The organism is Desulfuromonas sp. (assembly GCA_002869615.1).
In the GTDB taxonomy this organism is placed as follows: domain Bacteria; phylum Desulfobacterota; class Desulfuromonadia; order Desulfuromonadales; family UBA2294; genus BM707.
Genome location: PKUH01000110.1, coordinates 167,130 through 190,284, shown reverse-complemented (window position 1 = coordinate 190,284; position 23,155 = coordinate 167,130). Strand labels below are relative to the sequence as shown.

26 protein-coding genes, 1 tRNA gene and 2 pseudogenes are annotated in these 23,155 nt (G+C 40.7%); 26 read left to right on the top strand and 3 right to left on the bottom strand.

The features are described from left to right. Nucleotides 1-106: 106 nt before the first annotated feature. From C0623_13620 to C0623_13495, 26 genes and pseudogenes are all read left to right on the top strand, one after another. Nucleotides 107-796, top strand: a complete 690-nt coding sequence (locus C0623_13620; GenBank protein ID PLX98349.1) for a hypothetical protein — start codon at nt 107-109, stop codon at nt 794-796. A 362-nt stretch (nt 797-1,158) separates the two neighbouring features. Beyond that, nucleotides 1,159-1,959 carry a hypothetical protein gene (locus C0623_13615; protein ID PLX98348.1) on the top strand — a complete coding sequence of 267 codons (801 nt, stop codon included), beginning with the start codon at nt 1,159-1,161 and terminating at the stop codon, nt 1,957-1,959. Nucleotides 1,960-2,075: 116 nt separating this feature from the next. Next, nucleotides 2,076-2,324, top strand: coding sequence for a hypothetical protein (locus C0623_13610; GenBank protein PLX98347.1), 249 nt, complete (start codon nt 2,076-2,078; stop codon nt 2,322-2,324). A 24-nt stretch (nt 2,325-2,348) separates the two neighbouring features. Beyond that, nucleotides 2,349-2,597, top strand: coding sequence for a hypothetical protein (locus C0623_13605; protein PLX98346.1), 249 nt, complete (start codon nt 2,349-2,351; stop codon nt 2,595-2,597). 24 nt (nt 2,598-2,621) lie between these two features. Further along, the gene (locus C0623_13600; protein ID PLX98345.1) at nt 2,622-4,115 is read left to right on the top strand and encodes a hypothetical protein; all 1,494 of its coding nucleotides are present in this window, start codon (nt 2,622-2,624) and stop codon (nt 4,113-4,115) included. 14 nt (nt 4,116-4,129) lie between these two features. Then, nucleotides 4,130-4,339, top strand: a complete 210-nt coding sequence (locus tag C0623_13595; protein PLX98344.1) for a hypothetical protein — start codon at nt 4,130-4,132, stop codon at nt 4,337-4,339. Nucleotides 4,340-4,821: 482 nt separating this feature from the next. Next, nucleotides 4,822-6,315, top strand: coding sequence for a hypothetical protein (locus C0623_13590; GenBank protein PLX98343.1), 1,494 nt, complete (start codon nt 4,822-4,824; stop codon nt 6,313-6,315). A 233-nt stretch (nt 6,316-6,548) separates the two neighbouring features. Further along, nucleotides 6,549-7,502 carry a hypothetical protein gene (locus tag C0623_13585; GenBank protein ID PLX98342.1) on the top strand — a complete coding sequence of 318 codons (954 nt, stop codon included), beginning with the start codon at nt 6,549-6,551 and terminating at the stop codon, nt 7,500-7,502. Nucleotides 7,503-7,606: 104 nt separating this feature from the next. Continuing rightward, the gene (locus tag C0623_13580; protein ID PLX98341.1) at nt 7,607-8,134 is read left to right on the top strand and encodes a hypothetical protein; all 528 of its coding nucleotides are present in this window, start codon (nt 7,607-7,609) and stop codon (nt 8,132-8,134) included. 152 nt (nt 8,135-8,286) lie between these two features. After that, nucleotides 8,287-9,386 (top strand): annotated as a pseudogene (locus tag C0623_13575) (IS3 family transposase). Nucleotides 9,387-9,557: 171 nt separating this feature from the next. After that, entirely contained in the window at nt 9,558-10,574 is a 1,017-nt protein-coding gene (locus tag C0623_13570; protein ID PLX98340.1) for a hypothetical protein, read from the top strand. A 451-nt stretch (nt 10,575-11,025) separates the two neighbouring features. Further along, nucleotides 11,026-11,238 carry a hypothetical protein gene (locus C0623_13565; GenBank protein PLX98339.1) on the top strand — a complete coding sequence of 71 codons (213 nt, stop codon included), beginning with the start codon at nt 11,026-11,028 and terminating at the stop codon, nt 11,236-11,238. A gap of 85 nt (nt 11,239-11,323) precedes the next feature. Continuing rightward, on the top strand, nt 11,324-11,551 hold the full coding sequence (locus tag C0623_13560; protein PLX98338.1) for a hypothetical protein: 228 nt from the start codon (nt 11,324-11,326) through the stop codon (nt 11,549-11,551). Nucleotides 11,552-11,571: 20 nt separating this feature from the next. Further along, on the top strand, nt 11,572-12,459 hold the full coding sequence (locus tag C0623_13555) for a hypothetical protein (GenBank protein PLX98337.1): 888 nt from the start codon (nt 11,572-11,574) through the stop codon (nt 12,457-12,459). 86 nt (nt 12,460-12,545) lie between these two features. Beyond that, complete coding sequence (locus tag C0623_13550; GenBank protein PLX98336.1) at nt 12,546-13,043, top strand: DNA repair protein RadC; 498 nt, start codon at nt 12,546-12,548, stop codon at nt 13,041-13,043. Between the two features lie 313 nt (nt 13,044-13,356). Then, nucleotides 13,357-14,190 carry a hypothetical protein gene (locus C0623_13545; protein ID PLX98335.1) on the top strand — a complete coding sequence of 278 codons (834 nt, stop codon included), beginning with the start codon at nt 13,357-13,359 and terminating at the stop codon, nt 14,188-14,190. 23 nt (nt 14,191-14,213) lie between these two features. Then, nucleotides 14,214-14,876 carry a hypothetical protein gene (locus C0623_13540; GenBank protein PLX98334.1) on the top strand — a complete coding sequence of 221 codons (663 nt, stop codon included), beginning with the start codon at nt 14,214-14,216 and terminating at the stop codon, nt 14,874-14,876. Further along, nucleotides 14,873-16,210 (top strand): hypothetical protein, encoded by a 1,338-nt coding sequence (locus tag C0623_13535; protein ID PLX98333.1) that lies wholly within the window; start codon nt 14,873-14,875, stop codon nt 16,208-16,210. Before C0623_13540 ends, C0623_13535 begins: the two co-directional genes overlap by 4 nt. A gap of 73 nt (nt 16,211-16,283) precedes the next feature. Further along, complete coding sequence (locus C0623_13530) at nt 16,284-16,592, top strand: hypothetical protein (GenBank protein ID PLX98332.1); 309 nt, start codon at nt 16,284-16,286, stop codon at nt 16,590-16,592. Between the two features lie 155 nt (nt 16,593-16,747). Next, nucleotides 16,748-17,275: a hypothetical protein gene (locus C0623_13525; GenBank protein PLX98331.1), complete on the top strand. Its 528-nt coding sequence runs from the start codon at nt 16,748-16,750 to the stop codon at nt 17,273-17,275. A 4-nt stretch (nt 17,276-17,279) separates the two neighbouring features. Then, nucleotides 17,280-17,408: pseudogene (locus tag C0623_13520) on the top strand (YHYH domain-containing protein). A gap of 144 nt (nt 17,409-17,552) precedes the next feature. Next, a complete protein-coding gene (locus C0623_13515) occupies nt 17,553-17,792 on the top strand; it encodes an HNH endonuclease (GenBank protein ID PLX98357.1) in 240 nt (79 codons plus the stop codon). A gap of 29 nt (nt 17,793-17,821) precedes the next feature. Further along, nucleotides 17,822-18,076, top strand: coding sequence for a hypothetical protein (locus C0623_13510; protein PLX98330.1), 255 nt, complete (start codon nt 17,822-17,824; stop codon nt 18,074-18,076). 104 nt (nt 18,077-18,180) lie between these two features. Further along, entirely contained in the window at nt 18,181-19,488 is a 1,308-nt protein-coding gene (locus C0623_13505) for a hypothetical protein (protein PLX98329.1), read from the top strand. 42 nt (nt 19,489-19,530) lie between these two features. Next, complete coding sequence (locus C0623_13500) at nt 19,531-20,289, top strand: hypothetical protein (GenBank protein PLX98328.1); 759 nt, start codon at nt 19,531-19,533, stop codon at nt 20,287-20,289. 16 nt (nt 20,290-20,305) lie between these two features. Next, complete coding sequence (locus C0623_13495; protein ID PLX98327.1) at nt 20,306-20,857, top strand: hypothetical protein; 552 nt, start codon at nt 20,306-20,308, stop codon at nt 20,855-20,857. A 113-nt stretch (nt 20,858-20,970) separates the two neighbouring features. On the opposite strand, the gene C0623_13490 is transcribed toward C0623_13495, so the two are convergent. The 3 genes from C0623_13490 to C0623_13480 form a co-directional block, all read right to left on the bottom strand. Continuing rightward, complete coding sequence (locus tag C0623_13490) at nt 20,971-22,518, bottom strand: hypothetical protein (GenBank protein ID PLX98326.1); 1,548 nt, start codon at nt 22,516-22,518, stop codon at nt 20,971-20,973. Between the two features lie 61 nt (nt 22,519-22,579). After that, nucleotides 22,580-22,666 (bottom strand) — tRNA-Leu (locus C0623_13485). 65 nt (nt 22,667-22,731) lie between these two features. Beyond that, nucleotides 22,732-23,100 carry a preprotein translocase subunit SecG gene (locus C0623_13480; protein ID PLX98325.1) on the bottom strand — a complete coding sequence of 123 codons (369 nt, stop codon included), beginning with the start codon at nt 23,098-23,100 and terminating at the stop codon, nt 22,732-22,734. Between the last annotated feature and the right edge of the window lie 55 nt (nt 23,101-23,155).

The following is a 23,155-nucleotide window of genomic DNA, read 5'->3' as shown; positions in this document are numbered from 1 at the left end:
GGGAGCGTTTAGAGATCAGACTCATTTCAATATATTTGGTAGCACTGTTGTTGCAACCAATGAGCCTGCTAATTACATCTTTGAAAGCAGGTGTATAAGTATTCCCATGCCGAATAAGCCTGGTGAGTATGAAGACATAAAACCTGTCATGGGACTAGAGTTGAAAGAACGTCTGATAGCGTGGCGTGCAAGTATGATGGACAAACATCTGCCTGACGTTGATAAGATTCCTGGTCTTAATGGCCGTCCGTGGGATATCTCCAAGCCGTTGTTCCAGTTATGTGAAATGGTTAAGCCTGAAGTGAAAGAGGATATGTGCCGAGTGCTGTTAGGTTTGGTTGAGAAGAAGGCTGAGAGTAAGCGTGAGTCTATTGAAGGTCAGATCATCGCAGCTATAGATTGTGTTGCTGAGTTTGAGAGTGTTGGGCAGATCATCATCCCAACAGGGGAGATCCTTAAAGAGGTCAATTTTGATAAATCTGACAGATATAAGATGAGCCCTCAGAAGCTTGGTAAGCGGTTGCAGTCTCTTGGGCTGAATACGGAGATATCTGGTGGATACTCACGGTTGTATGTATCCCAAGATGAGCTTAATCTGTTGAAGGAACAGTATGGTTTACTGGAATGTACTGAATCTGCAGCAGATAATGATGTAAATGATGATGATTTACATGAAATTGAGGACACCAACATGAGAGTTGTAGAGAGTGTAGAGAGTGTCGGGACAATACCCACCAATAAAATCTCAGGTTGTGGTTTGCAAATAGAGGACAATGAAACTAATTTCTGGGATTGATATGTACGCGAAGGGTGCCTGTTTGCAGCAGGCACTTTTTGCTAATAACAACCATACGTCCAGCAGGCACTGAGCTAAAAACATAAATACAGAAGTAATTCTGTTAGTGTACTTAAAGTTACAAAGAATACTATTTTCTTAATTTAAAGAAATAATACTTAAGCTCAAAGTATCATGCAGACACACAGAGTAATGACATTTATAGCTTCTCCCTTCGGGGAGGTGCTGTTTATCCCACTACCTGCAAACAAAAAACATCGCAAGCACCCTGAGCACTCTCTACACTCTCATGACTCTCTACAAGAATGGGGACAGGAATACTGCGAATACAAAATTATAAGAAAGATATGGAGACATAAAACATGAAACATATAAACAAACTAAACGAATCTAAAACAAAATACGGAGTCGGTGAATGGGCTCAGTATTCATACAATATAGGAACAGGCTGCACCAATAATTGCAGATACTGTTACGCACGAGATCTCGCTGTTGAGATCAATCAAAGAACAGACGAAACATACACACGAGAGAGCTGGAGGACTGAGCAGGTCAAGACCTGGAAGGTCGACATAGATCAAACAGCCAAGGGCACGATTATGTTCCCGACCATGCACGATATATCAGAAGCCTATTTGGAGACATATATAGAAACTCTCGACAACCTGCTAGCCGCAAATAACGAAGTACTGATTGTGACTAAACCGAGACTCAATTGTATTCAACAGATCTGCGATAAGTTTCAGGACTATAGAAACAAGATTCTCATCCGTATGACGATTACTTCTTTAGATGAGAACCTCAGTCAGTTCTGGGAACAAGACGCTCCACTACCAGAAGAACGAATACAAGCTCTGCAATATGCACACGAGCAAGGATATAAAACATCAGTTAGTGTTGAACCAATGATCGATACAGTAGGGAGGACAATAGAACTCTACAATAGACTCGAACCGTACATCACAGAGGACATCTGGTTCGGTAAGATGAATAGCATCAAGTACAGAGTCGATGCATCAGACAAACAAACACGAGATGCAGTCAAAGCAATATATGACAACCAGACAGACAGGAATATAATGAAGCTATATAACGAGCTGAAGGATCTACCAAAGGTTCAGTGGAAGGACTCGATACAATCAGTTGTTAAGAGAGCTTCATAATGCTATTATCCTCAATACAATAAATATATACGTTGTTCCTGGAGGGGGAAGCAGCATGAATTACGAGCCGCCTTTGGTTGACACTGAGGGCGGCTTTTTATTTACAGGAGGCCATTATGAGTAAAGGTAGAGATCGTACTGTTTACAAGCGTGATGATGGCAAGTGGGCTAACAAGAGGAATGATGCAGGTAAAGCTTCAAGTGTTCACGATACCCAGAAAGCTGCGAACGACGCTGGTAGGACTATGCTCAAGAATCAGGGTGGTGGAGAACTAACTACAAAGGGCCTTGATGGAAAGATCCGCAGTAAAGATACTATTGCTCCTGGTAACGATCCATGCCCGCCAAGAGACAAGGAACATTAATTTAGATTTAGGGAGAAGTTGACCATGGCAACTACATTCTATTTTGAAGAAAAACTCTACCCTGTAAATGATGATGGCCGAGCAGACAAGACTCAATCGCCTAACACTGTAGCAGTGTTTGTTAGTAATTTTTCCAATGACCACCAAATCTATCTAAGGATAACTGACGAAAACAATCAGGAGAAAACGTTTCATTTAACTAAGGAACAAGCAAAAGATCTCTCTGAAAGTGCAGACAGGGCTGAGAATTATATAGCCTACGACAACTCCTAAGAATATTGATGCAAGTTGACTATTATGTCATTTCTGAAATTCACATTAAGTAAGTTCTTCATGCGTATAGTTGGTGCTGTCCTCATATGCTTTGCAATCTTTTTCGGTGAAACATTAGATGATAATGAATATCCGCTTGTAAGAATTGCTCTGTCTGTTTTTGGAGGAGGACTATTTCTGTTCTTTGATCCAATTTCAGAACAAATAGAAAACTATAAAAAGAAGAAGAATAGAGAAAAAATCATCCTCAGCCATCTCAAGCCGATTCAAAGTTTTCTTGGGAAATTCATGGAGGTATCTCTCGACATTAAGGAGACATGTCTCTCAATAGAGGACTCAGGTATAGATTATGATAAGCGAGAAATTGTTTACAACCATGTAGTGAGTCAATTAGACAACTTATCTGGAACTCAACGTGATGCAATTATACTAACAGCACTGTGTGAAGAAATAGATAGAGAACCTGATTTATTGACAGCGGACAGGTACAAGCGGTCCGTAGCTACAATTTTCGAGAAATATAACTTCTTAGAACTTGATGATGACAGCAAGACAATCCTGAACTATTACACCAACTATAAGAACAAAAGAAAACTCCCCTCTGAAATTGAGGGCATAAATTATGAGGATGAAACAGATGCCATAACAAAAAAATACAATACGACAATCAACTTAACCCTGAAGCTTAAGCTTGAAAAGGACCAAGCTGAAGAATTTAGAAGGACCCTTTCAATACTGATTAGGGACGGCAAGCTAAATGTGGGGCAACTTGAAAAAAGCCTCAAGGAAAGGATAAATAAGGAGCTTAAGAATAAGGCTGTCGACTCTAAAGCTTTTCTAGTCTTAGCCAATAAGTTCCAACATATAAAAGAAGTCAAAAGATCTCTTGGGAGGTTCCCTTATGTTCAATACTCTGGAGTGAAGCCACATAACCTCCCTGACAGCATGGAGTACCTCCACACAAGACTGATCTTCCCCCCTGTCGGTTTTCATAATGCCTCCGACTTTTTAAATGAAGAGATCAGACCACAGATACCAGATGATTCTCTAAGTGATGGCTTTATAGCAATCATCCCAATTGAGGGGACTGAGGTGTATAGCATTCCTGATAAGGCAGATGAAATCAGTAAAGACTATATCAAGCAAGGGTTTGACTCTATCTCTGCATACAAAACTGGTGTTTCCTTAAATATGACTGAACTTTATATGGAAGCCATGAAGAAAGAGATTAATATTGATGAAGTTCTTTCAGATATACCTTTCAATATTTTTGTTCCTGGACTTCAAGACCAAATAAAGAACTTCTTAATTGATAATTATGACAATTTAAAAACCAAGTTTGCCATAAATAGGCTTGCAGACTGGGCAAATATCAATACAGAAGATTTAAGAGACTATTTAATAGAGCTAGACAAGGGCAGAGAAAAGAAAAGATTGCGTACTGATGAAAACTGGTTGCCTATAGCCTCGGAGATTATAGAAAAAGCAATACTACATAGAGATGCAGTCAATAGATAAAGGTTATATTTAAAATGGGAGTGCATAAGATAGTCATAGCTCCAAGTTTATACGAACAACTTGGTTTGGTAGTTACAACATTCCATAAACGTGAAGATGCAATTGTAAGCATCAAGAAGGCCCTGGTTAATGTTGGTAGAGATTACACAACTACTGATGATGGAGCAGAGTTTATATTTTTGAATTCAGTCGGTGGTGAATTGGCCAAGGTTATTAAAGCGTAAACAATCCTATGACACGTACTATTCTCACAGCACCGTTAATACTGACCCTGGCATTAGCTGCCAATACACTAGCGAGTGATCTTCCAGTTGGTAATTACAAGCTTATAACTGAGAGCGAATGGGGAGTTGATTTAGAAATAGTAAGTGGCAATGAATTTATTGTTTCTTGGGGAGCATATATAGCAGGTAAGCCAGAAACTTTAGAAACTAAATCATACAGAGGCAACTGGTCGTGCACTGATAACGCCTACACCTTCAGATATGTGATGGAAACAGCTAATGCTGTTTACAATAAATCTAAAGATTATCCTCTGGTGGTTTTTAAAGACAAAAAAGCAATTATCTTTTCTGGTGCTCCAGAACGTGGGAAATATTTATCAGGTTATAAGTTCTGGCCTGTAAGTGATAATTAAAGCTATTGGGATAGGCAATGGCCCCAATCCGCCCAAGGAAATAGAGCATTAACTATGCAAGTAAGACTTATGTACTGTTATGAGAATGCAATTAAAAGGGGTTTGTATGGCGTGTTTGCTTGCGTATTAACGCTAGTGGTGCCATCTATCTGTCAAGCTAACGCAATTGTCCCTCTATCTAACGTCTTCATGTCAGGAACATTCGTTCCCGCAACAATCCTTCTCCTCCTAGTAATCGTCATTGAAACTTTCTTGATTCGAAGGTGGATCAAAGAAGTAAAGTTCACGACAACTGTATTCCGTGTAACTCTTTTCAATGTTGCATCTAGTGCTGTTGGCTCCATAATTCTATGGGCCTACAATCAAAGTCAGCAGATAGATTTTCCTGGCGCAATGGATCTCTTCATCACGATGTTCTTCGTGTCAGTGATAGCTGAATGGCCCTTGCTCAAGTGGTTCTACAGAAGTACTGGTCTGACATGGAAGAGAACATCTTCGTATGCTTTATACTTTAACTTTATTAGCTATATATTTGTGTTTGTGGCGCAGTTTGCTTTAGCTATTGCTTACTTAAGCTACTCTGGGTCACTAGACAATAAAACCGCGCAGAAGTGGACTGAGCAATCCCTACTTGAAGGTGAGTCAGGTTATATCTTCTATACAGATAATGTGAAAAGTGAGAATCGATCCAGAGAGATATTGAAGCGATTCAATGTAGGGGACGGTACGACAGAAAGCTATGACCCTGGCGGCTTCGGAATAGAGAGATCTTGGGATGCAAAAGGCAATGTCTTTGTTTGCGATATCAGGACTGATAACTGGGAAGATAAGCAGAAGTCTGTCTTCAGTATTCCAGACGTAAAGCTGATCACAACAATTGATACCGATGCTCGCTACATACGTATATCACCAGACCTTAAGAAGGTTGCAGCTCTTGAGTGGCAGCATGAAGTCGAGGCTCCTAGGGATGAGGTGAGCCATTTCATGATAGGTAGTGCCTGTAGGCTTAAAATATTCAGTACCGAGACAGGAGAGCTACTACAAGAAGCACAGATGAAGGTGCTGAAGGATGGTCTTGTCTGGACTAGCGATTCACAAGGACTCATCTATACAACTTTACGAGACACGTCCTTATATGACTTCAGGAGTACAACGGGTACTGGTATGGGCCTAGCCTATGCTGAGAAAGGCCGGTTCCCAAAAGACCTTCATCTCTACGACTTAAACACAAGTTCAACCAACAGAATTACAGAGGGACGTGACCCTCGCCTAGTTACAGCGACAAATGAGCTTTCATTCATTCGAGAGAATGAAGATAGAGGCTATGACATTGTACGTCGGAACATGAAGACTGGAAAGGAACAAGTTGGATATCGAGATCTCAGTGGTCGCTACCACGCTTGGTCTCCTAGCGGGAACAAACTATTAGCTCTGATCCCGCAGAGGAATCCCATGATGCATTCCAACTTTCTTACTGTGATTGATCCAAAGGTTACTGATGATGATCACAAGTACATAGTGGACTCTTCGCATCGTGGTGACTTTAGATGGGTGAGCCAATAATAAGCTTACAAAAAAGCTTTACCTCATCTTTCTACAGCAGTACATGGCTAAGTTTAATCCGCTTCTCATAAGTCAGGGTTTATAAGAAACGGGAAATCTGGCTGGTTTTGAACCTTGGATGAGAAATAGTAGGACAAATAAGAAAGTCAATTGTTTGACCGTTCGATATATTTCAAGTAGATTGGATTTTATTATTTATGTATGTTTGTAGGAATCTGTAGCTCGGAGGGGACATGGTTCGCATTATAATAGCACTCCTACTTGCCACACTTAGTAGCTACTCCGTAGCAGATTCTCTCCAATCCCTAAATCAAGATGAAATTTACAAGCTGAAGCTAAACATCTTCAGTGATACAGACTATTCGCTAACCTCTGAAGAACACATATTCCTTGAGGAACTATTCACGGATTTTGACCCCGAAGCTGTTAAGGACAGGGAACTGTTAATCGACGCCCTCTACCTCTCGGATATATTGATTGACCACTATACTCGCAAGTACGCCATTGGGCATAAGGACTATCAATATAAAATAAAGAGCGAGATAGAATTAAGCACATATGAATTAGCGCAGGATCTATGGCAGAAGAAGATTGATTATATTAACAGCCATATGAACATTGAAGAGACAGCTTACTCAAGGTACGAGCCATTTGATGATAAATCACGCCAAGCGAGGAAAGAGTTACTTGAACGTCGCAGAGCTGTGAGCGAAGCATATAAAGACAACGAGACATTTCTGTATTATTTAGCGGAAGATGATGTTTTCTATAGGCATTATCGAGGAACTGAAGGGCGGCAATTAAGAGGATCATATAATCATTTTTTTAATAATGTCTTCGATGATCAATATAATTTGAGTATTAAGCAGCTTATTGATTTGTATAGTTACCTTACTATTAAACACTATTGGGCATTTGATTTAGATATCTTGATTCAAGAACCACGTGAACTTCATTCATTCGATATTTTTGGGCCTGCACTACATTCCTCAATTGTCTTCTTCCATGTGCTTACTGAGAGTGGGCAGGAGGCGCTTGCAAGGACTTTTGCAAAAAAGATGTTTACATCAAAAAAATCTATCAGAACATTGAAAGAAACATATGGGTTAGGTGAACCATACCAAGGAATTGTTGAAAAGATAATTGATGTGGTTGGTGATCCAGAGGGGATCAAGGTCGAGGAATGAATCGACCCTGATTTCATAGACACCGTGATATAAAGTTTCTCATAAGTCACTACTGGCGAGATGGTTTTGAGCTTCTTAAATTGCGGCATATTTAGGACAGTTTTTTGAAGATTATCAAATACATTAAATTTCCCATTTGGTGGTTACTCTGTCGCATTCCTTTTTGTAAATATATGAGTGTTGGTTATCAAATAGATAAGCTTACAAGCAGTGGTGAAATAGAAAAGGCAAAGACTCTAAGAAGAGACTGGCTTAATAAGATGCCAGAAAAATATGCTTCAGCAATATGGCGATCTGAAGGAGAGTTTCTTCTGTATGAAGATGAGAATTACCCTGATAGTTTGTCAGCATTTACAAAAGCAATTAGCATTCACGAGGAATATGCATCGGCTGATAATCCACTTCGGATGTATTATGGGGCTGCTGTATCTGCTGTGATGAATTACAACATGGATGAGGCTGAGGCATATTTCAATAAATTCTTGTCGCACTATAACGAATATCGACAAATCAAAAATCTACAAAACTACACAAACAAATTTTCTGACGGAGTTAAATGGCTCAGAGAACATATTTATGGAGATGGCACTCGGAGTCATTTGAAGCTTGTAGATAATCCGTATGAACCATAATGTTGATTCCTATTAGTCACCACTGCCAGGAAGCGTTCAGTATTCTTAAATTGCAGGGTTTATAGGAATTGCCATGTAAACCTCCCTTAAAATAGTACCAGCAATTATGAGACTTCTTGGCATAATTAATAGCTATAGGGAGGACTCATCGCATGCGTAAATCCAAGTTCAGTGAATCACAAATCGTCAAGATCCTAAAAGAGGCTGAAGCTGGCAAATCGTATCAGGAAGTCTGTCGTACGCACGGAATATCCCGAGCAACTTTCTACCGTTGGCAATCGCTTTACAGCGGAATGGAAGTGTCAGAGCTGGCGCGACTGAAAGAACTTGAGAAGGAAAATCGGCGTTTAAAGCAGATGTTTGCCGACACCAGCCTGGAGAATCGTGCGTTAAAGGAGATCATTGAAAAAAAGCTTTAACGCCGACGGAGAAACGGGGTCTGGTTGATTTTGCCAAAGCATCTGTAGGGTTGAGTACCCGTGCAGCCTGTCAGGTAGTTTCCTTGAATCGCTCGGTCTATTATTATCAACCAAACCGAGAGAAGGATGGTCCGATCATCAAGGTGCTGTTGGATCTGGCAGAGAAAAAGCCTCAATATGGATTTGGCAAAATGTTTCAGATGATTCGTCGGCGTGGACATCAATGGAATCATAAAAGGGTCTATCGAGTCTACTGTGGGCTAAAACTTAACATTCGGCGCAAAGGTAAGAGGCGGCTGCCCAAAAGAAACCCGGAACCGTTAAGCGTACCTGGTAGCATTAACCAGTGTTGGAGCGCTGACTTTATGAGTGATGCGCTTTGGTGTGGCCGACGTTTTCGGACTTTCAACCTGGTTGATGATTATAATCGTGAAGTACTGACCATTGAAGTTGATAACAGCCTTACGGCTGAAAGGGTTGTGTGGATACTGGATAACGTTGCTACCTGGCGAGGCTATCCAGAGAAGTTAAGAGTGGATAACGGACCTGAATTAACGAGTGTGAGGCTTGCGGGCTGGGCAGATCGGAACGGCGTCAAACTTGAGTTCACCCAACCGGGACGGCCCATGCAAAATGGTTTTGTTGAAAGATTTAATCGGACATACCGTACTGAAGTTCTGGACATGTATGTTTTCGATCATCTTCAAGAAGTGCAACAGATCACAGATGATTGGGTTGTTGAATACAATGAAGAGCGACCACATGAGTCGCTCGGCAACTTGACACCAAAGGAATATTTAACTGTGAATCAACAGCCGGAAAGTCTCAATTAAGGTGGTCCTAAAAGAGGGAGCTTTACAGCCAGAATTGAGGACGATTCAGCCTTTCATGAGAAATAACAGGATTAATAGGAACGGTCATCTGGTTGACCGTTCTTTCTGTTTCGAGTACTGTGATTTCTACTATTTATGTCGCATTATAGGAATTTGACGTTTGGAGGGGACATGCTACGCCTGATTCTTTCTCTTCTAGTATTTTCTATGCTCTCGACAACTGCGTATTCCGCTGTTGTTTCCGATGTAGTTGCAATCATAAATCCGGCTAATTTCAAGGTAAGGGTGTTGACTGCTGGTGAGTTCGACACCTTGAAGCAATATGTACTGAACCGGGATTACAAGCCGAACAATATCCCTGTTGCTCGCAATATGTACTTTGCCAGTATTCTGCTCGTAGAATCTCAAGACGAGAGCTATGCATTGTCGGATGACAACAAGATTGTATTCAAGAAAGCCTCGACTATCATCGCTCGGCACATGAGAGAAAAGTTCAACCCATGTTTTCCTGACGAGAAAACAAAGAGCGATAAAATGGCAAAGATTAACGAGATTCGGTGGAAAATACAAAATCACATAAAGAAAAATAATCTTCAAATAACAGCAATAACTGAAGAAAAAACCAAGTATTTAGAAGATATTCTAGATGTGTGCAGGTTTGGAAGTACCAATTATGTTTTGATGCGAAGTTACAAGAGTACAGGCCAGATTGAAGAATATAATACGCTAATGATGCTTATAATCAAAGAGGATCAGGTCAGTTTTGATCATATGTATGAAGGTACAGAGGAGATAGATTATTCTTTTATGGATGAATATTTGGAATTTCTAGGGAGTGTTAATTCATACAAGGATGTTGACCGGTTTTCACGTGAAGACGTTTTGTCCATTTATGGAAATATGATCGAGAAGCATTTTCATATTTTTCGATTGGATAAAAATGGGGCGTATGGGTTCTTTAAAGAAAGAATATATCTTGTTTGGGCGGGTATTATGCGTTCATTGCTGAATGTTGCACATTGGCTTGATTATTACGAATTGACCACTGAGCGGGAAATCTTTATAAACACATTTTTTACGACGGATAAAGCCAGACTATTTATACGATCATTTGCCGAAGATGAGGGCTATAAAGAAGATGTGAAAAATATTTTGGCTATTTTGGATAAAACTAACACGCCAAACTAGCAGAGATCGGAATAGAAAAAAGCTTCTCATAAGTCACCATTTATAAGAAGGTTGGCTCAGAATTATTATTAATCCTACTATATCTAATTCTTATATCTCCTTAGGATTTATAGAAAGGTTCAAAAGGCCCAATCCAAATCCAAAATGACTCTGCGGACCTAAACCCCAGGTAGAAAGAATAGAAACGACTTCGCTCTATATAACAACCCCGGGGTCTCTTTTTCTGGAAATATAGATCACTATATAAGCACTTAAAACTCACCAACAGAACACATCTCTGAGCTCCATATTAAGCTCCAAATCAACGCAAACTGTAATTGCAGTACGTACTGTGGTTTAGCATCTATAGCTATATAAACACTATCCACCCAAGACACTTGGCTCTGTTGCCTCGTGTCTTTTTTACGTCTGGCCAGACGATATATCAACTCAAACGAAAAGGAGAATGACCATGTTCAGCTACAGGAAACTCAACAAACGATTAATCAGAAAATTGTCTCTCGTAGGAGGAGCGAGTATTCTATGGCTCGTACTGTTTTTACTGATTCATCCTGCGTATACGTTATTGACGCAAGGGATGTATCTGCTATTCGCATTCGGTGTATTGATGCGGATGCTTCACATTGTTTTGAGCCAGGAGAACTATGAACTCGTAATCGCGTAACTGGACAAGTAAATAATTATCAACCTGGGCGTTCCGTATTGTGCGGAGCGCCTTTTTTATTCAACCCAAGTAAAGGAGAACAACCATGTTGAAAAGTATCAGGAACATCTCAAGTGCAGTGACCGATCTCACCGTCATAGCAAAGAAGGAAGTCTCTCACCAGATCAATAGTGCCAATGAGTTTTGTACTGACAAGACGAGGATTGTTGCATGGAGATCGAGTGAGATCCGTAAAGCCTATGAAGATCGCCTGGAGCAGAGGTCACGCAAGCAGCTGATGATCGAGAACATGACTGAAGACCAATACAAATAATCAATGAAAGGGGAACTGTTATGTCTAAACAACAATGGATGGATGAACTGGTTAAGGATTTTGTGAAGCAACTGGAAGAAGGTACAGCTCCGTGGATTAATCCATTAGTCGAATCGAACTGTATGCCGATGAACTATAAGAGCAGGAGGATGTACAAGGGTGTCAATGTTTTGCTGTTATGGATGAAGGCTGAACAGGAAGGGTTTACAACTCCGTACTGGATGACCTTTAAGCAGTGCAAGCTGATGGGAGGTAATGTCATCAAAGGTTCAGTTGGACAGAAGATCGTCTTCTTTGAACCGAAGGAGATTGAGACTGATGGTGGGGAGGAGGAAGAGCAGGAGAAGCGGTATAGATGGATAACTCGCAGCTATACCGTGTTCAACATCGAGCAAACAGACTTGAGTCAACCGGAGAAGACCGTATCCGACTATGACAAAGCTCAGGCGAGGCATCCGTTAGCTGATGACTTCATCGAGCGCACGAGAGCTCACATTATCAGGAAGAAAGGACTTCGTCCTGCTTACCATCCCAAGAAGGATCTCATCTATATTCCGGTTGTGGAGGAGTATGAGAACCATGATGAGTGGTACGCCACGATCTTTCATGAACTGTCACACTGGTCCGGCCATTCAACTCGTCTTAGTCGAATCACTCTCGGTAAACTCGGAACGAGTTCTTATGGATATGAAGAACTGATCGCTGAACTGTCAGCAGCATTCCTCTGTAGCTATCTGAACATTACTCTGGAGAAGAACCAACATCCTGAATATCTGGCCAACTGGGCTGCTGTTATAGGAGCGAAACCGAACATATTATTCAAAGCAGCGAACCAGGCTTCAGTTGCATTCGAATACCTCAAGGATCTCGCACAACCAGAAGTCCAGGACACCGCAGTCAACGAATAACAAACAACCACGTATCTATTAACCGTAGCTGTCTCCAATCAAGGAGCAGCTTTTTTTATTTCTAGACTCTAGAAAGGAGAAACACCATGACATTCGCAATCGAAACCATTACAGACATGAACACAGAACCGACTATTAGATTCAAAGTCATTACTCCAGTCTACTCCACGTTAATCGTCAAGGAAGAGCTGCCTGACTATGACAAGCTTGACAAGCCAATTACATCATCCGAGCAAGTCTATGAACTCTTCGGGTTCCTGAAAAACGAAACAAAGGAACACTTCATCGGAGTGCATGTCGATTCGAAGAACAGAATACTGGCTATAGATAGAATTGCTACAGGCTCTATGAATGCAGCCATTGTTCATCCACGTGATGCTTACAAGTCAGCATTACTCTCATCAGCAGCTGGGATTATCTTCGTACATAATCACCCAAGCGGTGACAGTACTCCAAGCAGGGAGGATGTCGAATTGTCTAAGCGGTTAAATGAAGCTGCTGATCTTATAGGAATCAGGATGCTGGATTCAATAGTTGTCGGCTCTAGAGGCTATGCATCACTTGCTGACAGAGGGATAATATGAATGTTTGTTAAAGTAATTGAATTCTAGTATTATAGCCCCAAGCTTGAGGGGGCTTGAATGTAATGTAATAAGTAGGACACACCAAAGAACTCCCTCCATATAGCGAAGTGTTAATGACGCCGGTTTAATCCCAGGCGCTCACTTTGTTCGCAAGAATTAGTTTCAAAACTTCAAATATACAAGTTCGCTGAATAAGCAGGATCAAAATTAGAATGGTTGTGAGGTCGTTTTCGTATTCGGTACGTCGGATAAGACGTCTTATCCAACATATTGCTGCGCAATGCCCTCACTCAACTGAACATAACTGAGAGTTATGTTACCCCTCACAGGTAAAACGAAGATTATGAATTTACCATTATCAGGTAAATGGAGTTTACGCCTTCACAAACAATTGAGTAACTTTGTGTTACTGCGAACAAAGTGGAACGTGAAGCGTACGAGCAACATCCCTAACGCTAGAACTATGCCTGATCTTACCGCGTTAGAGATTGGTTCGTCTAGGCGTATGAGCGTAGCGATACTGTTTTTTGATTTTGAGGATTTCACGGCAATCACATCACCTCTTCCACCTGAAGATACTCTTATGATTCTCAATGTAGCTACCACTAGCGTAATGAAGGTTGTACGTGAATGGAAGGGTACTGTTGAAAAACATACTGGAGATGGTGTGATGGCAATTATCGGAACTGAGACACCCGACAAGCACAAAATAGCGAGAGAGGCTATTGAGGTTGCACAAACAATTAAATATCTGATGATTAATGATGTTATACCGCATTTAGCGGAGCATGGGGCTCCAGCCCTTAAATTCAGGATTGGGGTAGAATTTGGTGAAGTACTAATTTCAAGAATTGGAATGCAGGGTACAAACTTTCTTACTGCCGTTGGTAGCCCAGCCAATAGAGCCTCTAAACTAGAGTCTTTAGCAAATCCAAATGTAATAGCCATCGGTGAAGACCTGGCAAAGAATCTACATCCTTATTTGCATCAATTTCTGCAAGAGGGTTCAGATTTAAGTTGGAACTGGTATTATGACGATGGCGTTACACCTTACAATTATTACCATTACTTGTTTGAATGGCCAGATCCTGAATCTTGGCCAAAAGAAATCATGAGAATAAACAGGCTAATACGCTCTGAAAGTTGAACATAAATCAATGAGAGGGTGAGATGGGCAGTATAGATGATAAAATTGCTTGGCAGTGGGATATTATTAAGCGGAACGACAGTTACATCAATAGCACTAATACTAAAGCTGCATTATTGTTAACCTTTAGCGTAGCGAGCATTTCAGCACTAGCATATAACTGCCCAAAGATATGGTTAGTGTGTGGCGCAACTCTCTATAAAATTGTTGCTTGTATTGTGTTTAGTGTGACTTTTTTCTTACTTGCTTCCTCAGCAAGACTTGCATTTAATGCAATTTTCCCAAACACCACTCCTGGCAACAAGTCACTTATCTCTTTTGTACATATTGCAAAAAAAGAATCAAACCCTGATTCGTACTATGATGAGTTCTCTTCTGTTACAAAAGATGAGTTGCTACGTGATTTATGTCATCAATCAGTTGTTCTTTCGAGTATTGCCTCGGGAAAATTCAAGCTCCTCTCTAGATCAATCCTCTGGGTAAAATCTGCTTTAGTTGCAATTGGCTTTGTACTTTTATTGTTAGGCTCAGGACTTCTTATTGATTCGCAGCTTATTCGCAAATCTGCTGTATCCCAAACAAAAAAGCAAGCTGAGTCACTTTTTATGCCACAAGAAGAAATAAAATCTAATGTCTCAAAGAGAGAACCATCAACTTCCGAACCAAGTAAGAAGGATAGCAAATGAGCAGGGTAGACTTTGGGGAGATTACACGTAATTTCTTTTTCAATAACAGTACGTTAAATGTTCAAATGTCTGAGGGGCAGCTTTTCAAGGCAACTGCTCACGAAAGTCAATTAGCAACAGGCACTCCTCAAGAGTATGATTTTCAAAAAGCCATTAGACCACTTTTTGGAAAGCAGGGGTTAAATACTAATGGGATGGGTTCACACCCTGACTTTCTGCACTTAGAAAATTGTGATCATACAGAGAATCACTATATCGCAACTCTGTTTCTAGATATTAAAAGAAGCTCTCGACTCAATTTACTTCTGCCGTTGAAGCAGGCAGCTATCGTTAAGAATAGAATTTTGCAAGCTGCTATAGATGTAGTTCGATCATTTGATGGAGTCCCACATAGATTGATGGGGGATGCCCTTATGGCGTTTTTTGGGGGGAAAAGTATCTGCAAAGAAGATGCAATAGTTAACGCTATAAATGCCTCCAACACACTCAGATTAATCATGAGAGATTATGTGTTCCCATCATTGAATGAACGATTAAGTACTGATATTGAACTTGCAGTAAGAGTTGGACTTGATTTTGGCGATACGGATGAGATTTTATGGTCATGTTATGGTTTTGGAAATGCTACTGAAGTTACTGCACATGGACTACAAGTAGACTTCGCTTCAAAGTTACAGTCGCAAGCTAGAAGCAACAGTACAATGCTTGGACAAACCTTAATTAACTTTATTGATTTTCCGAAAGAGTATTCTGAAATTAAGGAATCTGCTGGTCAACAAGAGTTGCATGTAAAACCCAACATCACTGATCAGAACGGTAATTCTATTAATTATTCATGTCGCCTGATCAAAGGTGACCATTACCAAAGACTTCTGCCATTCCCTCCTGAAGTAAAAAGCGGAAAACAAGATATCCCAAAGCTAAGATCTAATAGTGCTTTCAGTTTTTCATGTGAAGTATATGACACCGAAAACGATTGGGTTCCTTACCCATCTTTATCAAGATGCTTAGATAAAGGATTGTCTTTAAAGTTTAGAGTCCAAGTCAGAAGTGCGGCTTTAACTGGTATGGGTAAATTGAAAGTTGAATTCTACAAACATAACCATGGAAATGAAGCTGAAAAAGAGAATAGTGCGCAGGAACATATAACTGGAACTAAATACTTATCTCCAACAACTAATCCCAAATATCGACAGCCAGATAGAGTGCACGAAGCAACCCTTGATGAATATACATCTTATCGTGGTCTTCATACTATGCGTGCTAAGGTAAGCTCTGAAAGAGATAGTGGAAATGTGCTATTTGAGGATTGGATAGGCGTATATATTAAATAGTTTTATTGCCCCTGTCACTACAAGCAACATTCCCCTCGGTGGCAGGAGACTTTTTTCAATCAGGAGAAATGCTATGAACAAAACGGTTATAGTTTTCCTTTTCATCCTGTTGACAGTAATAAACTTGCATGCCGAAGAGTGGCCTGCTGATGCCAAGAAAGCTTACGTGGACCGCTGTGCGATGAGTATGTCATCACAGGGACTACCAGATAAAACTGCGCAAAAGTATTGTCAATGTTTTGCTGATGGGATGGAATCTGAGTTCGGAAAATCAGAATATGACCAGATGATGAAGGCGCAACCCAACCCTCAAGGTGATGAGTTTGACCGCAGGCTATACAACCTACTCATGTCTTGTAGTCAGTATTTACCTGGTCGTTGAAATATACAACATTGGAACACAGAAAGATCATAATAGATGTATCAACATTAGGCAGAAATACCCACGCTGATTATTATTGGGCTGGCGAAGAATCCTCCAATAATCTAGTTGTCTTTATTGGAGGTTCGATTAACGAGCAAGAGTACGCTCAGAGAATGAACTCTAGCCCTGATAAGCTTGCTGAAATATTTAAATGTGCAATAGGCAATGCAAACATAAATTGTGATTTTATAGCTCTTTCGTCTCCTCCATCTGGGAAACACACTCACGATAATTTTTTAAATGCTTTCATGATGTTTTTATTGCAAGAGTTGTTGCCTAAAACAAGAAGCCCTAGACCACGCAACATTTCAATCGCAGGCAACTCTTATGGTGCATATGTAGCTACATTCTTGGCAATGAGCTTAGCCCCAGTTAAGGCACTAGTAACTTTCGCCGGGGCAGGAATGACAGAAGCTGCAATTGCATCGAACAGGATCAACATCAACAGTCTTAAAATAAAAGTTTTTAGTAATATAGATGATGGCACTGAAGAGGAAGACCGAAGGTTCAGTGAGTATCTAAAGAGAAACAGCGTCAACATTGATGTAGTTAGGCGAAATGGTGGGCATTCATTTTGTGACTATATATCTAATGGCAGTGTTGATGATGGAATTAATTACCTATTAGAAAATTTGAGATAACATGATTGATAAATCAATCACAATACTCTTACTCTTAATACTAATAAGCACCTTCAGCTATTCCCACTCTGGCAGAACTGATTCAAATGGTGGTCATACAAACAGAAAGACTGGAGAGTACCACTATCACAACTCTGGCTATAAGAAACAGAGCAGCACACCTAGTTACAACAAACCAACTAAAGAGATCAAAACCCTCAAGGGTGAACTGCGTGAACGAGCAATCTATAGCTACTACAGGGAAGCAAACGAAAATGTAGGCGCATTAGATTGCAACCTGGTCAAGTATGAACGTGATGTATCCCAAGAAACTAAACGATATATCAAAAGACGTGATGGTCATCAGTGCGTGATATGTGGGAGCACATATAAGCTAGAAGTTGACCACAAGAGAGCATTGATGAATGGTGGTGATAACAGTATCGCTAACCTGGCTACTCTATGTGATGACTGTCATACGGCAAAGACTAGACTTGATAATAGTATGAGGCGTAAACGGGATAGGATGTGTAGGTAAAGAATAAGTGTTGGAGGGGGTAGTAATAAGTGTCTGCAAGAAACTCAAGATCAAAGAATGCACTCAAAAAGCACCTGTTCAAAAACAAGAAATCCAGAGGCTATGTGACTTGTCGATATTGTGACAGGAAGCTTACATATTCCCAGGCAACACTGGATCACTTGAGGCCGTTGTCCAAAGGTGGAACTTGGGCACCGAGTAATCTGGATTTTGCATGTAGTAAATGTAATTCGGCAAAAGGAAGTATAAGTTTGAAAAAGTTTGTCAGGCAGCAAGAAGTCTAAATCATATACGCATATAACTTTCCAGTAGTAGGTTGGCTTTTTTGCCGTGACATATTTTGTCACAGCCTCTTGTAGAGTAGACACTGAGGAGGTAGTGAACTGCCATGAATAGAACGTTGATTATCAAGTTCTCTGGAAATGAAGTTTTTTACAATGCGACAGAGGCACTTCCCTTGAGTGGAACAAACATCTCAAAAGGCTTTCATAAATTTAAGCCAGGGGTGTATTGGGCACTTGATGTGACAAAGTATGAAGAAAGAACAGGCACTCTATACGCAGTGATAAAAAACTACAGCTCTTCACAGCATTCATTCTCTACACAGGCTGACTTCACCGGACGCATCAATAGAATAATCTTTAGTCATATAGACACGGCAAGCCTCCTTGGCTGCACAGTACGCTCTAAAGCACATTCATCTGCCAAGAGCGCAATGAGAGCTAGACCCAACAGTCATAGTACGCGTCAACCTCTCCGCAACTTACCTTCAGCACCACAGAAAAAAGAACTCAATACTTCAAATATAGATATTGCCAACATATCCCCACCTAGTGAGAAGACACTGAAAACAGAAAAGGTTACACAGTCTATCATGGTTCCATTTACCAACTTGGAATACAACGAAGGATATGTGTGCTTTAGGCATCATCCATACAAGCATTTACCCAAAGTTGAGGTAAAGGTGAACAACGATTTTATCAAGACCCAGTTTGATTGTGTGTCTAAGTATATCGGCAAGAAAATAGGCAGGAAGAACGCTGAATTTGTTCTTGAATTAATGGTGAAGGTAAATGAGTCTGGTCAGGAAGAATCATTTGAAATAGTGAGTGTCTTCTCTAAAGAAATAGAGAGTATCGATGAACGTATTATTGAAGATGTTAAGTACACATACGCCTTCGATCAAATGTTCAGCAAGAGATCAAATATAGATGATGAGTCTAAGCTAAAAACATCAGATGAGTTCTTCGCAGACAATTTTGAGTCTAATTTAAAGCCATCTCAAAACGATCCTGAGTCAATATTGGAGAAAGCATTTGAGTTTAAGAAGCCTAAGCATTATCTCCCTCTGAAATATCTGGCTGATAAGCACAAAGCAGATCTTTTCAAGTTGAGGTTTACAGTTAAGCCCTTTAGCTTTCTCTTCCTCTTGGAAGGGGATGATAAATACTACTTTGTGTTGGAGACATACGATGAGTCTTTAGCTACATATATTTGGGTAGTAGAAAAAGATATTACCTCCATGAAATTAAAGTTCAAAGAGCTTGAGGGATTAATGTCTGCTTTTGAAGAAACGAACCGACAGAAGTATATCTCAAGCAAACCCGATGGCTTTCATCGAATCATTCATGACTATATAAATGATGTGGATGGTTTTAATACCTGGAAAGACAAACTAGACATAATCATTTTGTAGCTCTCCTTTAGTGTCGGAGGGTATTGTTGAAGGGTTGATCCTATGAAATATCTTGTATGTGTTCTGAGTCTTATCGTAGTGATAAAAGGGGCTTGCATTGCCCAGGAAGTTGAAACTGTTCCTATTCCGAGTCCTGAAAATATTGTCATCAAATTAAAAGCTGAAGGTGATTATCGAATAAATGACCTCTCGAAAATGGGAGTTAATCTTTCTGATATTCGTTCTAGCCATTTTTATAGATTAACTGGTGATGCGTTAAAGCTTGAATCTGTGCTTAATCCCGAAAGGTATTATGAGGCTTATATCCAAAAGCTTCTTGTTCAGATAGATAGTAAGCGTATGGAAACAGAAAAATATCTCAAAGAATGTATTGAATCTTTCGGACAAAACCATATTAGGTGTCAGATTGCTGGCTCACGTTATATAGGAGACATGCAAAAAGTTTTCTCTATTGATGTTCTTGATAGAGCCACAAATAAACTAATGCAAGAGCCACAATCTGTGTTCACCATAAGTAAACTAGATTTTGATAATTTATTGTCTGTGCTGTCGGTAAAAATAAGTCTTCTACTAACAAATACCGATGATGAAATTCAAGAACAATATCTAGAGCTATATTACAAAGGTGAGTTAAAGAATAGTTACCATCTTATAGGTCGAAAAGCGTCATTTATCAAAAACAGTATGAATGAAATTTATTTACACGATTCAGAATACAGCAATGTAAGGATTCTAAAGATATCTCCAGAAGGTTTCAATACAGTCGCTTGGGTGACAGTTGTGTCTGATGCAATGGATTAATCGAAGGAGGAGGGATATGTTGAACTCTAAAATCTTCACAGTAACATTCTTAATTCTGTTGGCTTTAACTGTTAGTGTAGCTAGTGCTGATGAGCGCTCGACGTTATTGCGCTATGGCACCCCGATCGTCGAGAGTGAGTATTGTCTGCCTGGTTCTGAGTTTACAGTTCGTGGCATAACTACGGGACATGACATCCAAGAAACAAAAGATATCTTGGGTGAGCCAGTAGGTGGATATTTAGGTACTGATTGGCCCACATATAAGTTTGACACGTTAGAAATAGGAACTTGTTATAACCATATGACGTGGATCAAAACTCAAAACAGTCAGGATAAGACGCCTTCCGGTGTCCATGTTGGATTAAGTCGCGAAGAAGTGTTTAGTATTCTTGGAGTTGATTATTTACAGAAGAATCACAGCGACACTTTTAATGCTTCTGATCACTGTAATGAAAATTTGTCTCAATGTTATTTTCAACATTGTAATGCGATGGGAACCTTCATGACATTCAAGTTTAATAACGACGGCATGTTGATTGAAATTAAAATGGGTGGTGACTGTACTTAGTGTGTGTATGGCTTTCAGACAATAAAAGAAGCCCGAAACAGCGGAGGGGGGATGCTGAATCGGGCAAAGTGTGAGGCATGCTCACAATGTTGCGAACTTTAATTCATTAGTGCTTATTCGTCAAGGCTATCCTTAGCAACTAGCTCATCTTCAACAAAACCCTCTATCTCTTTATGGAATGGACTGTAGCCATGTAGGTCTGGACGCTTGTATTGTTTCAATTCTAAAGGCTGCTCTTTATCTTCAAGGATGATACGAACACTGGTCTTCCCGCATACAAGATAGTCATGTTCTTCAACTGCATCAGTGCCTTCAATATCAACCAATCGTACTTCCGGCTTCACTTTGGGAATCAAGCCGTAGTCGATCTTGTTGATTGCCTTAAGGCGCACATCGACTTTGTAAGGCTTGCCATATCTGCCGAGGCTCATGGAGGTGAGGCGATGTCCTGCAATCTCCTCGATGAGCCGTTCTGATATTTCAGCGTTCTTAAGTATGTCTATAAATATATGCCTGAAGCTATGAAAGGCTACACCTTTCTCAAGATCTTTAAGCTGTTTCCTTAACCACCCGGCCTTACCTGAAAAGTGTTTAACAAAATAGTGGGAGTATCCATTGGGACCATTGATCAAGGCTGGGAAAAGCATATTGTTCCCCTGTGCTTTGATATTGTTGACATAGACCAGAAACCCTAGTGTCAGAAGGTCTTTATGGATAGGAATCTTTCGTCTGGAATTTGAAGTCTTGACGCTCTTACTATCATCGCCATTTTCAGTGATTTCAATGGTTGGAATTCCATCCTCGATAATAATGTCTTTAATCCCTAGCTGGGCGAGTTCATTAACACGACCACCAGTGTAGATTCCGAGCAGGGGAAGCCAGTAGCGTTCATGGCGGCCCTGTTCATAGAAGAACTTCTTATCTCGTTGCAGCGCTTCAAAGATTGTTTTGATTTCTTTGACAGTAAACGCTCTTCTCATTTCATCAGGGCGTCTATTGTCTTTCAATCCGAGCCCTTCACCAGGATTACCTTGAATCCACTTTAACCTGCTCGCGTGTTTAAGAACTGTAGAGAGGATTTCAAGATACTTGTTAACGGTCTTAATGCTCTTGCCTTCACGAGTTAACGTATCTCTGTAAATTACAAGGTCAGTGCGTTCAAGATCATTTAGCCAAGGGTCTCCTAGTCCCTTAATTATGCGATCATAGATGCCAGAGTATTCTTTCTTGGTCTTCTGCGTCCAGGAATGCTCTTTCTCTTTGCAGTAAGCATCAACTGCTTCAGAAAGCCTTTTGCCGGCTCGTTTGTTCCGAGTCTTAACAGTAGTGATTTTGGTTTCAGTTGCTTCTTGTAGATCAGGTAATGGTTTACCTGTGAGGATAAGCGATAGGCGTTGCTGGGCTTCATCTTGGGAGAGTGCATTAAAACGACATGCTTGAAAGAGGGCTTCAAGTTCACCGTCTAACTTGTTCTTTAAACGCGAGGCAGCTCTGCCCTCAGTTGTGTGGAGAGATTTGGTGATCTCTTTTCTGTTGAATAATTCAACCAGATTCGCAGGTACACGCCTACGGTAATGATATCTTTTATTACGTAACTGCATATTGACCGGTATGTTAGATAAAAAAACAGCGCTCACGTAGCTCACCTCGCAGTGTAGCATTTTGTGTAGCGCTGTCAATTCTGTAGTTAAAGTCTAGTAATTTCAACTACTTGTTTTTGAATGGTGCCGAAGGCGAGACTCGAACTCGCACGACCGTTAAGTCACCGCCCCCTCAAGACGGCGTGTCTACCAGTTCCACCACTTCGGCAAAAAGAGCAATATTTATACTGATTCAGCCCGTTACTGTCAATAGCGAATCGGGCTTGAATTTATTTATTCCTTGTCCGCAGGCTTGGCCGCTTCTTTTGCCGGGGCCGGGGCTTCAGTTGGAGCCGGAGCCGCATTCTGGTCCGGCATGGCTGGCTGTTCGGCGGCCGGTGCAACCTGGGCCGGCATGATACTCGAAGACCCGGGCTGGCCGTAGAAGTAGGCCAGGGTCAGGCTGGTCAGCATGAAGATAACTGCCGCGCTGACTGTGATACGGTGCATAAAGTTTTTGGTGCCGCCGGCACCGAATACCGTCTGGCTGGCTCCGCTGCCGAGAGAAACACCAATTTCAGCTCCTTTCCCGGATTGCAGCAGAACGATAAAGATCAGCGCCAGGCTGACAAGGACGTGTAAAACAATAAGTAATGTCGACATCAAATGACTCCAGCTTTATGATTTTTAACGAAGGCGGACTTTAGCACAAGAAAAG

Bases quoted from the DNA above. Each gene is read 5' to 3' on its own strand.
- C0623_13545 (PLX98335.1), top strand. From the start codon at position 13,357: ATGTTACCCCTCACAGGTAAAACGAAGATTATGAATTTACCATTATCA.
- C0623_13555 (PLX98337.1), top strand. From the start codon at position 11,572: ATGTCTAAACAACAATGGATGGATGAACTGGTTAAGGATTTTGTGAAG.
- C0623_13505 (PLX98329.1), top strand. From the start codon at position 18,181: ATGAATAGAACGTTGATTATCAAGTTCTCTGGAAATGAAGTTTTTTAC.
- C0623_13540 (PLX98334.1), top strand. From the start codon at position 14,214: ATGGGCAGTATAGATGATAAAATTGCTTGGCAGTGGGATATTATTAAG.
- C0623_13560 (PLX98338.1), top strand. From the start codon at position 11,324: ATGTTGAAAAGTATCAGGAACATCTCAAGTGCAGTGACCGATCTCACC.
- C0623_13590 (PLX98343.1), top strand. From the start codon at position 4,822: ATGTACTGTTATGAGAATGCAATTAAAAGGGGTTTGTATGGCGTGTTT.
- C0623_13500 (PLX98328.1), top strand. From the start codon at position 19,531: ATGAAATATCTTGTATGTGTTCTGAGTCTTATCGTAGTGATAAAAGGG.
- C0623_13480 (PLX98325.1), bottom strand. From the start codon at position 23,100: ATGTCGACATTACTTATTGTTTTACACGTCCTTGTCAGCCTGGCGCTG.
- C0623_13535 (PLX98333.1), top strand. From the start codon at position 14,873: ATGAGCAGGGTAGACTTTGGGGAGATTACACGTAATTTCTTTTTCAAT.
- C0623_13620 (PLX98349.1), top strand. From the start codon at position 107: ATGCCGAATAAGCCTGGTGAGTATGAAGACATAAAACCTGTCATGGGA.
- C0623_13610 (PLX98347.1), top strand. From the start codon at position 2,076: ATGAGTAAAGGTAGAGATCGTACTGTTTACAAGCGTGATGATGGCAAG.
- C0623_13550 (PLX98336.1), top strand. From the start codon at position 12,546: ATGACATTCGCAATCGAAACCATTACAGACATGAACACAGAACCGACT.
- C0623_13585 (PLX98342.1), top strand. From the start codon at position 6,549: ATGGTTCGCATTATAATAGCACTCCTACTTGCCACACTTAGTAGCTAC.
- C0623_13495 (PLX98327.1), top strand. From the start codon at position 20,306: ATGTTGAACTCTAAAATCTTCACAGTAACATTCTTAATTCTGTTGGCT.
- C0623_13615 (PLX98348.1), top strand. From the start codon at position 1,159: ATGAAACATATAAACAAACTAAACGAATCTAAAACAAAATACGGAGTC.
- C0623_13595 (PLX98344.1), top strand. From the start codon at position 4,130: ATGGGAGTGCATAAGATAGTCATAGCTCCAAGTTTATACGAACAACTT.
- C0623_13605 (PLX98346.1), top strand. From the start codon at position 2,349: ATGGCAACTACATTCTATTTTGAAGAAAAACTCTACCCTGTAAATGAT.
- C0623_13600 (PLX98345.1), top strand. From the start codon at position 2,622: ATGTCATTTCTGAAATTCACATTAAGTAAGTTCTTCATGCGTATAGTT.
- C0623_13490 (PLX98326.1), bottom strand. From the start codon at position 22,518: ATGCTACACTGCGAGGTGAGCTACGTGAGCGCTGTTTTTTTATCTAAC.
- C0623_13530 (PLX98332.1), top strand. From the start codon at position 16,284: ATGAACAAAACGGTTATAGTTTTCCTTTTCATCCTGTTGACAGTAATA.
- C0623_13565 (PLX98339.1), top strand. From the start codon at position 11,026: ATGTTCAGCTACAGGAAACTCAACAAACGATTAATCAGAAAATTGTCT.
- C0623_13570 (PLX98340.1), top strand. From the start codon at position 9,558: ATGCTACGCCTGATTCTTTCTCTTCTAGTATTTTCTATGCTCTCGACA.
- C0623_13525 (PLX98331.1), top strand. From the start codon at position 16,748: ATGAACTCTAGCCCTGATAAGCTTGCTGAAATATTTAAATGTGCAATA.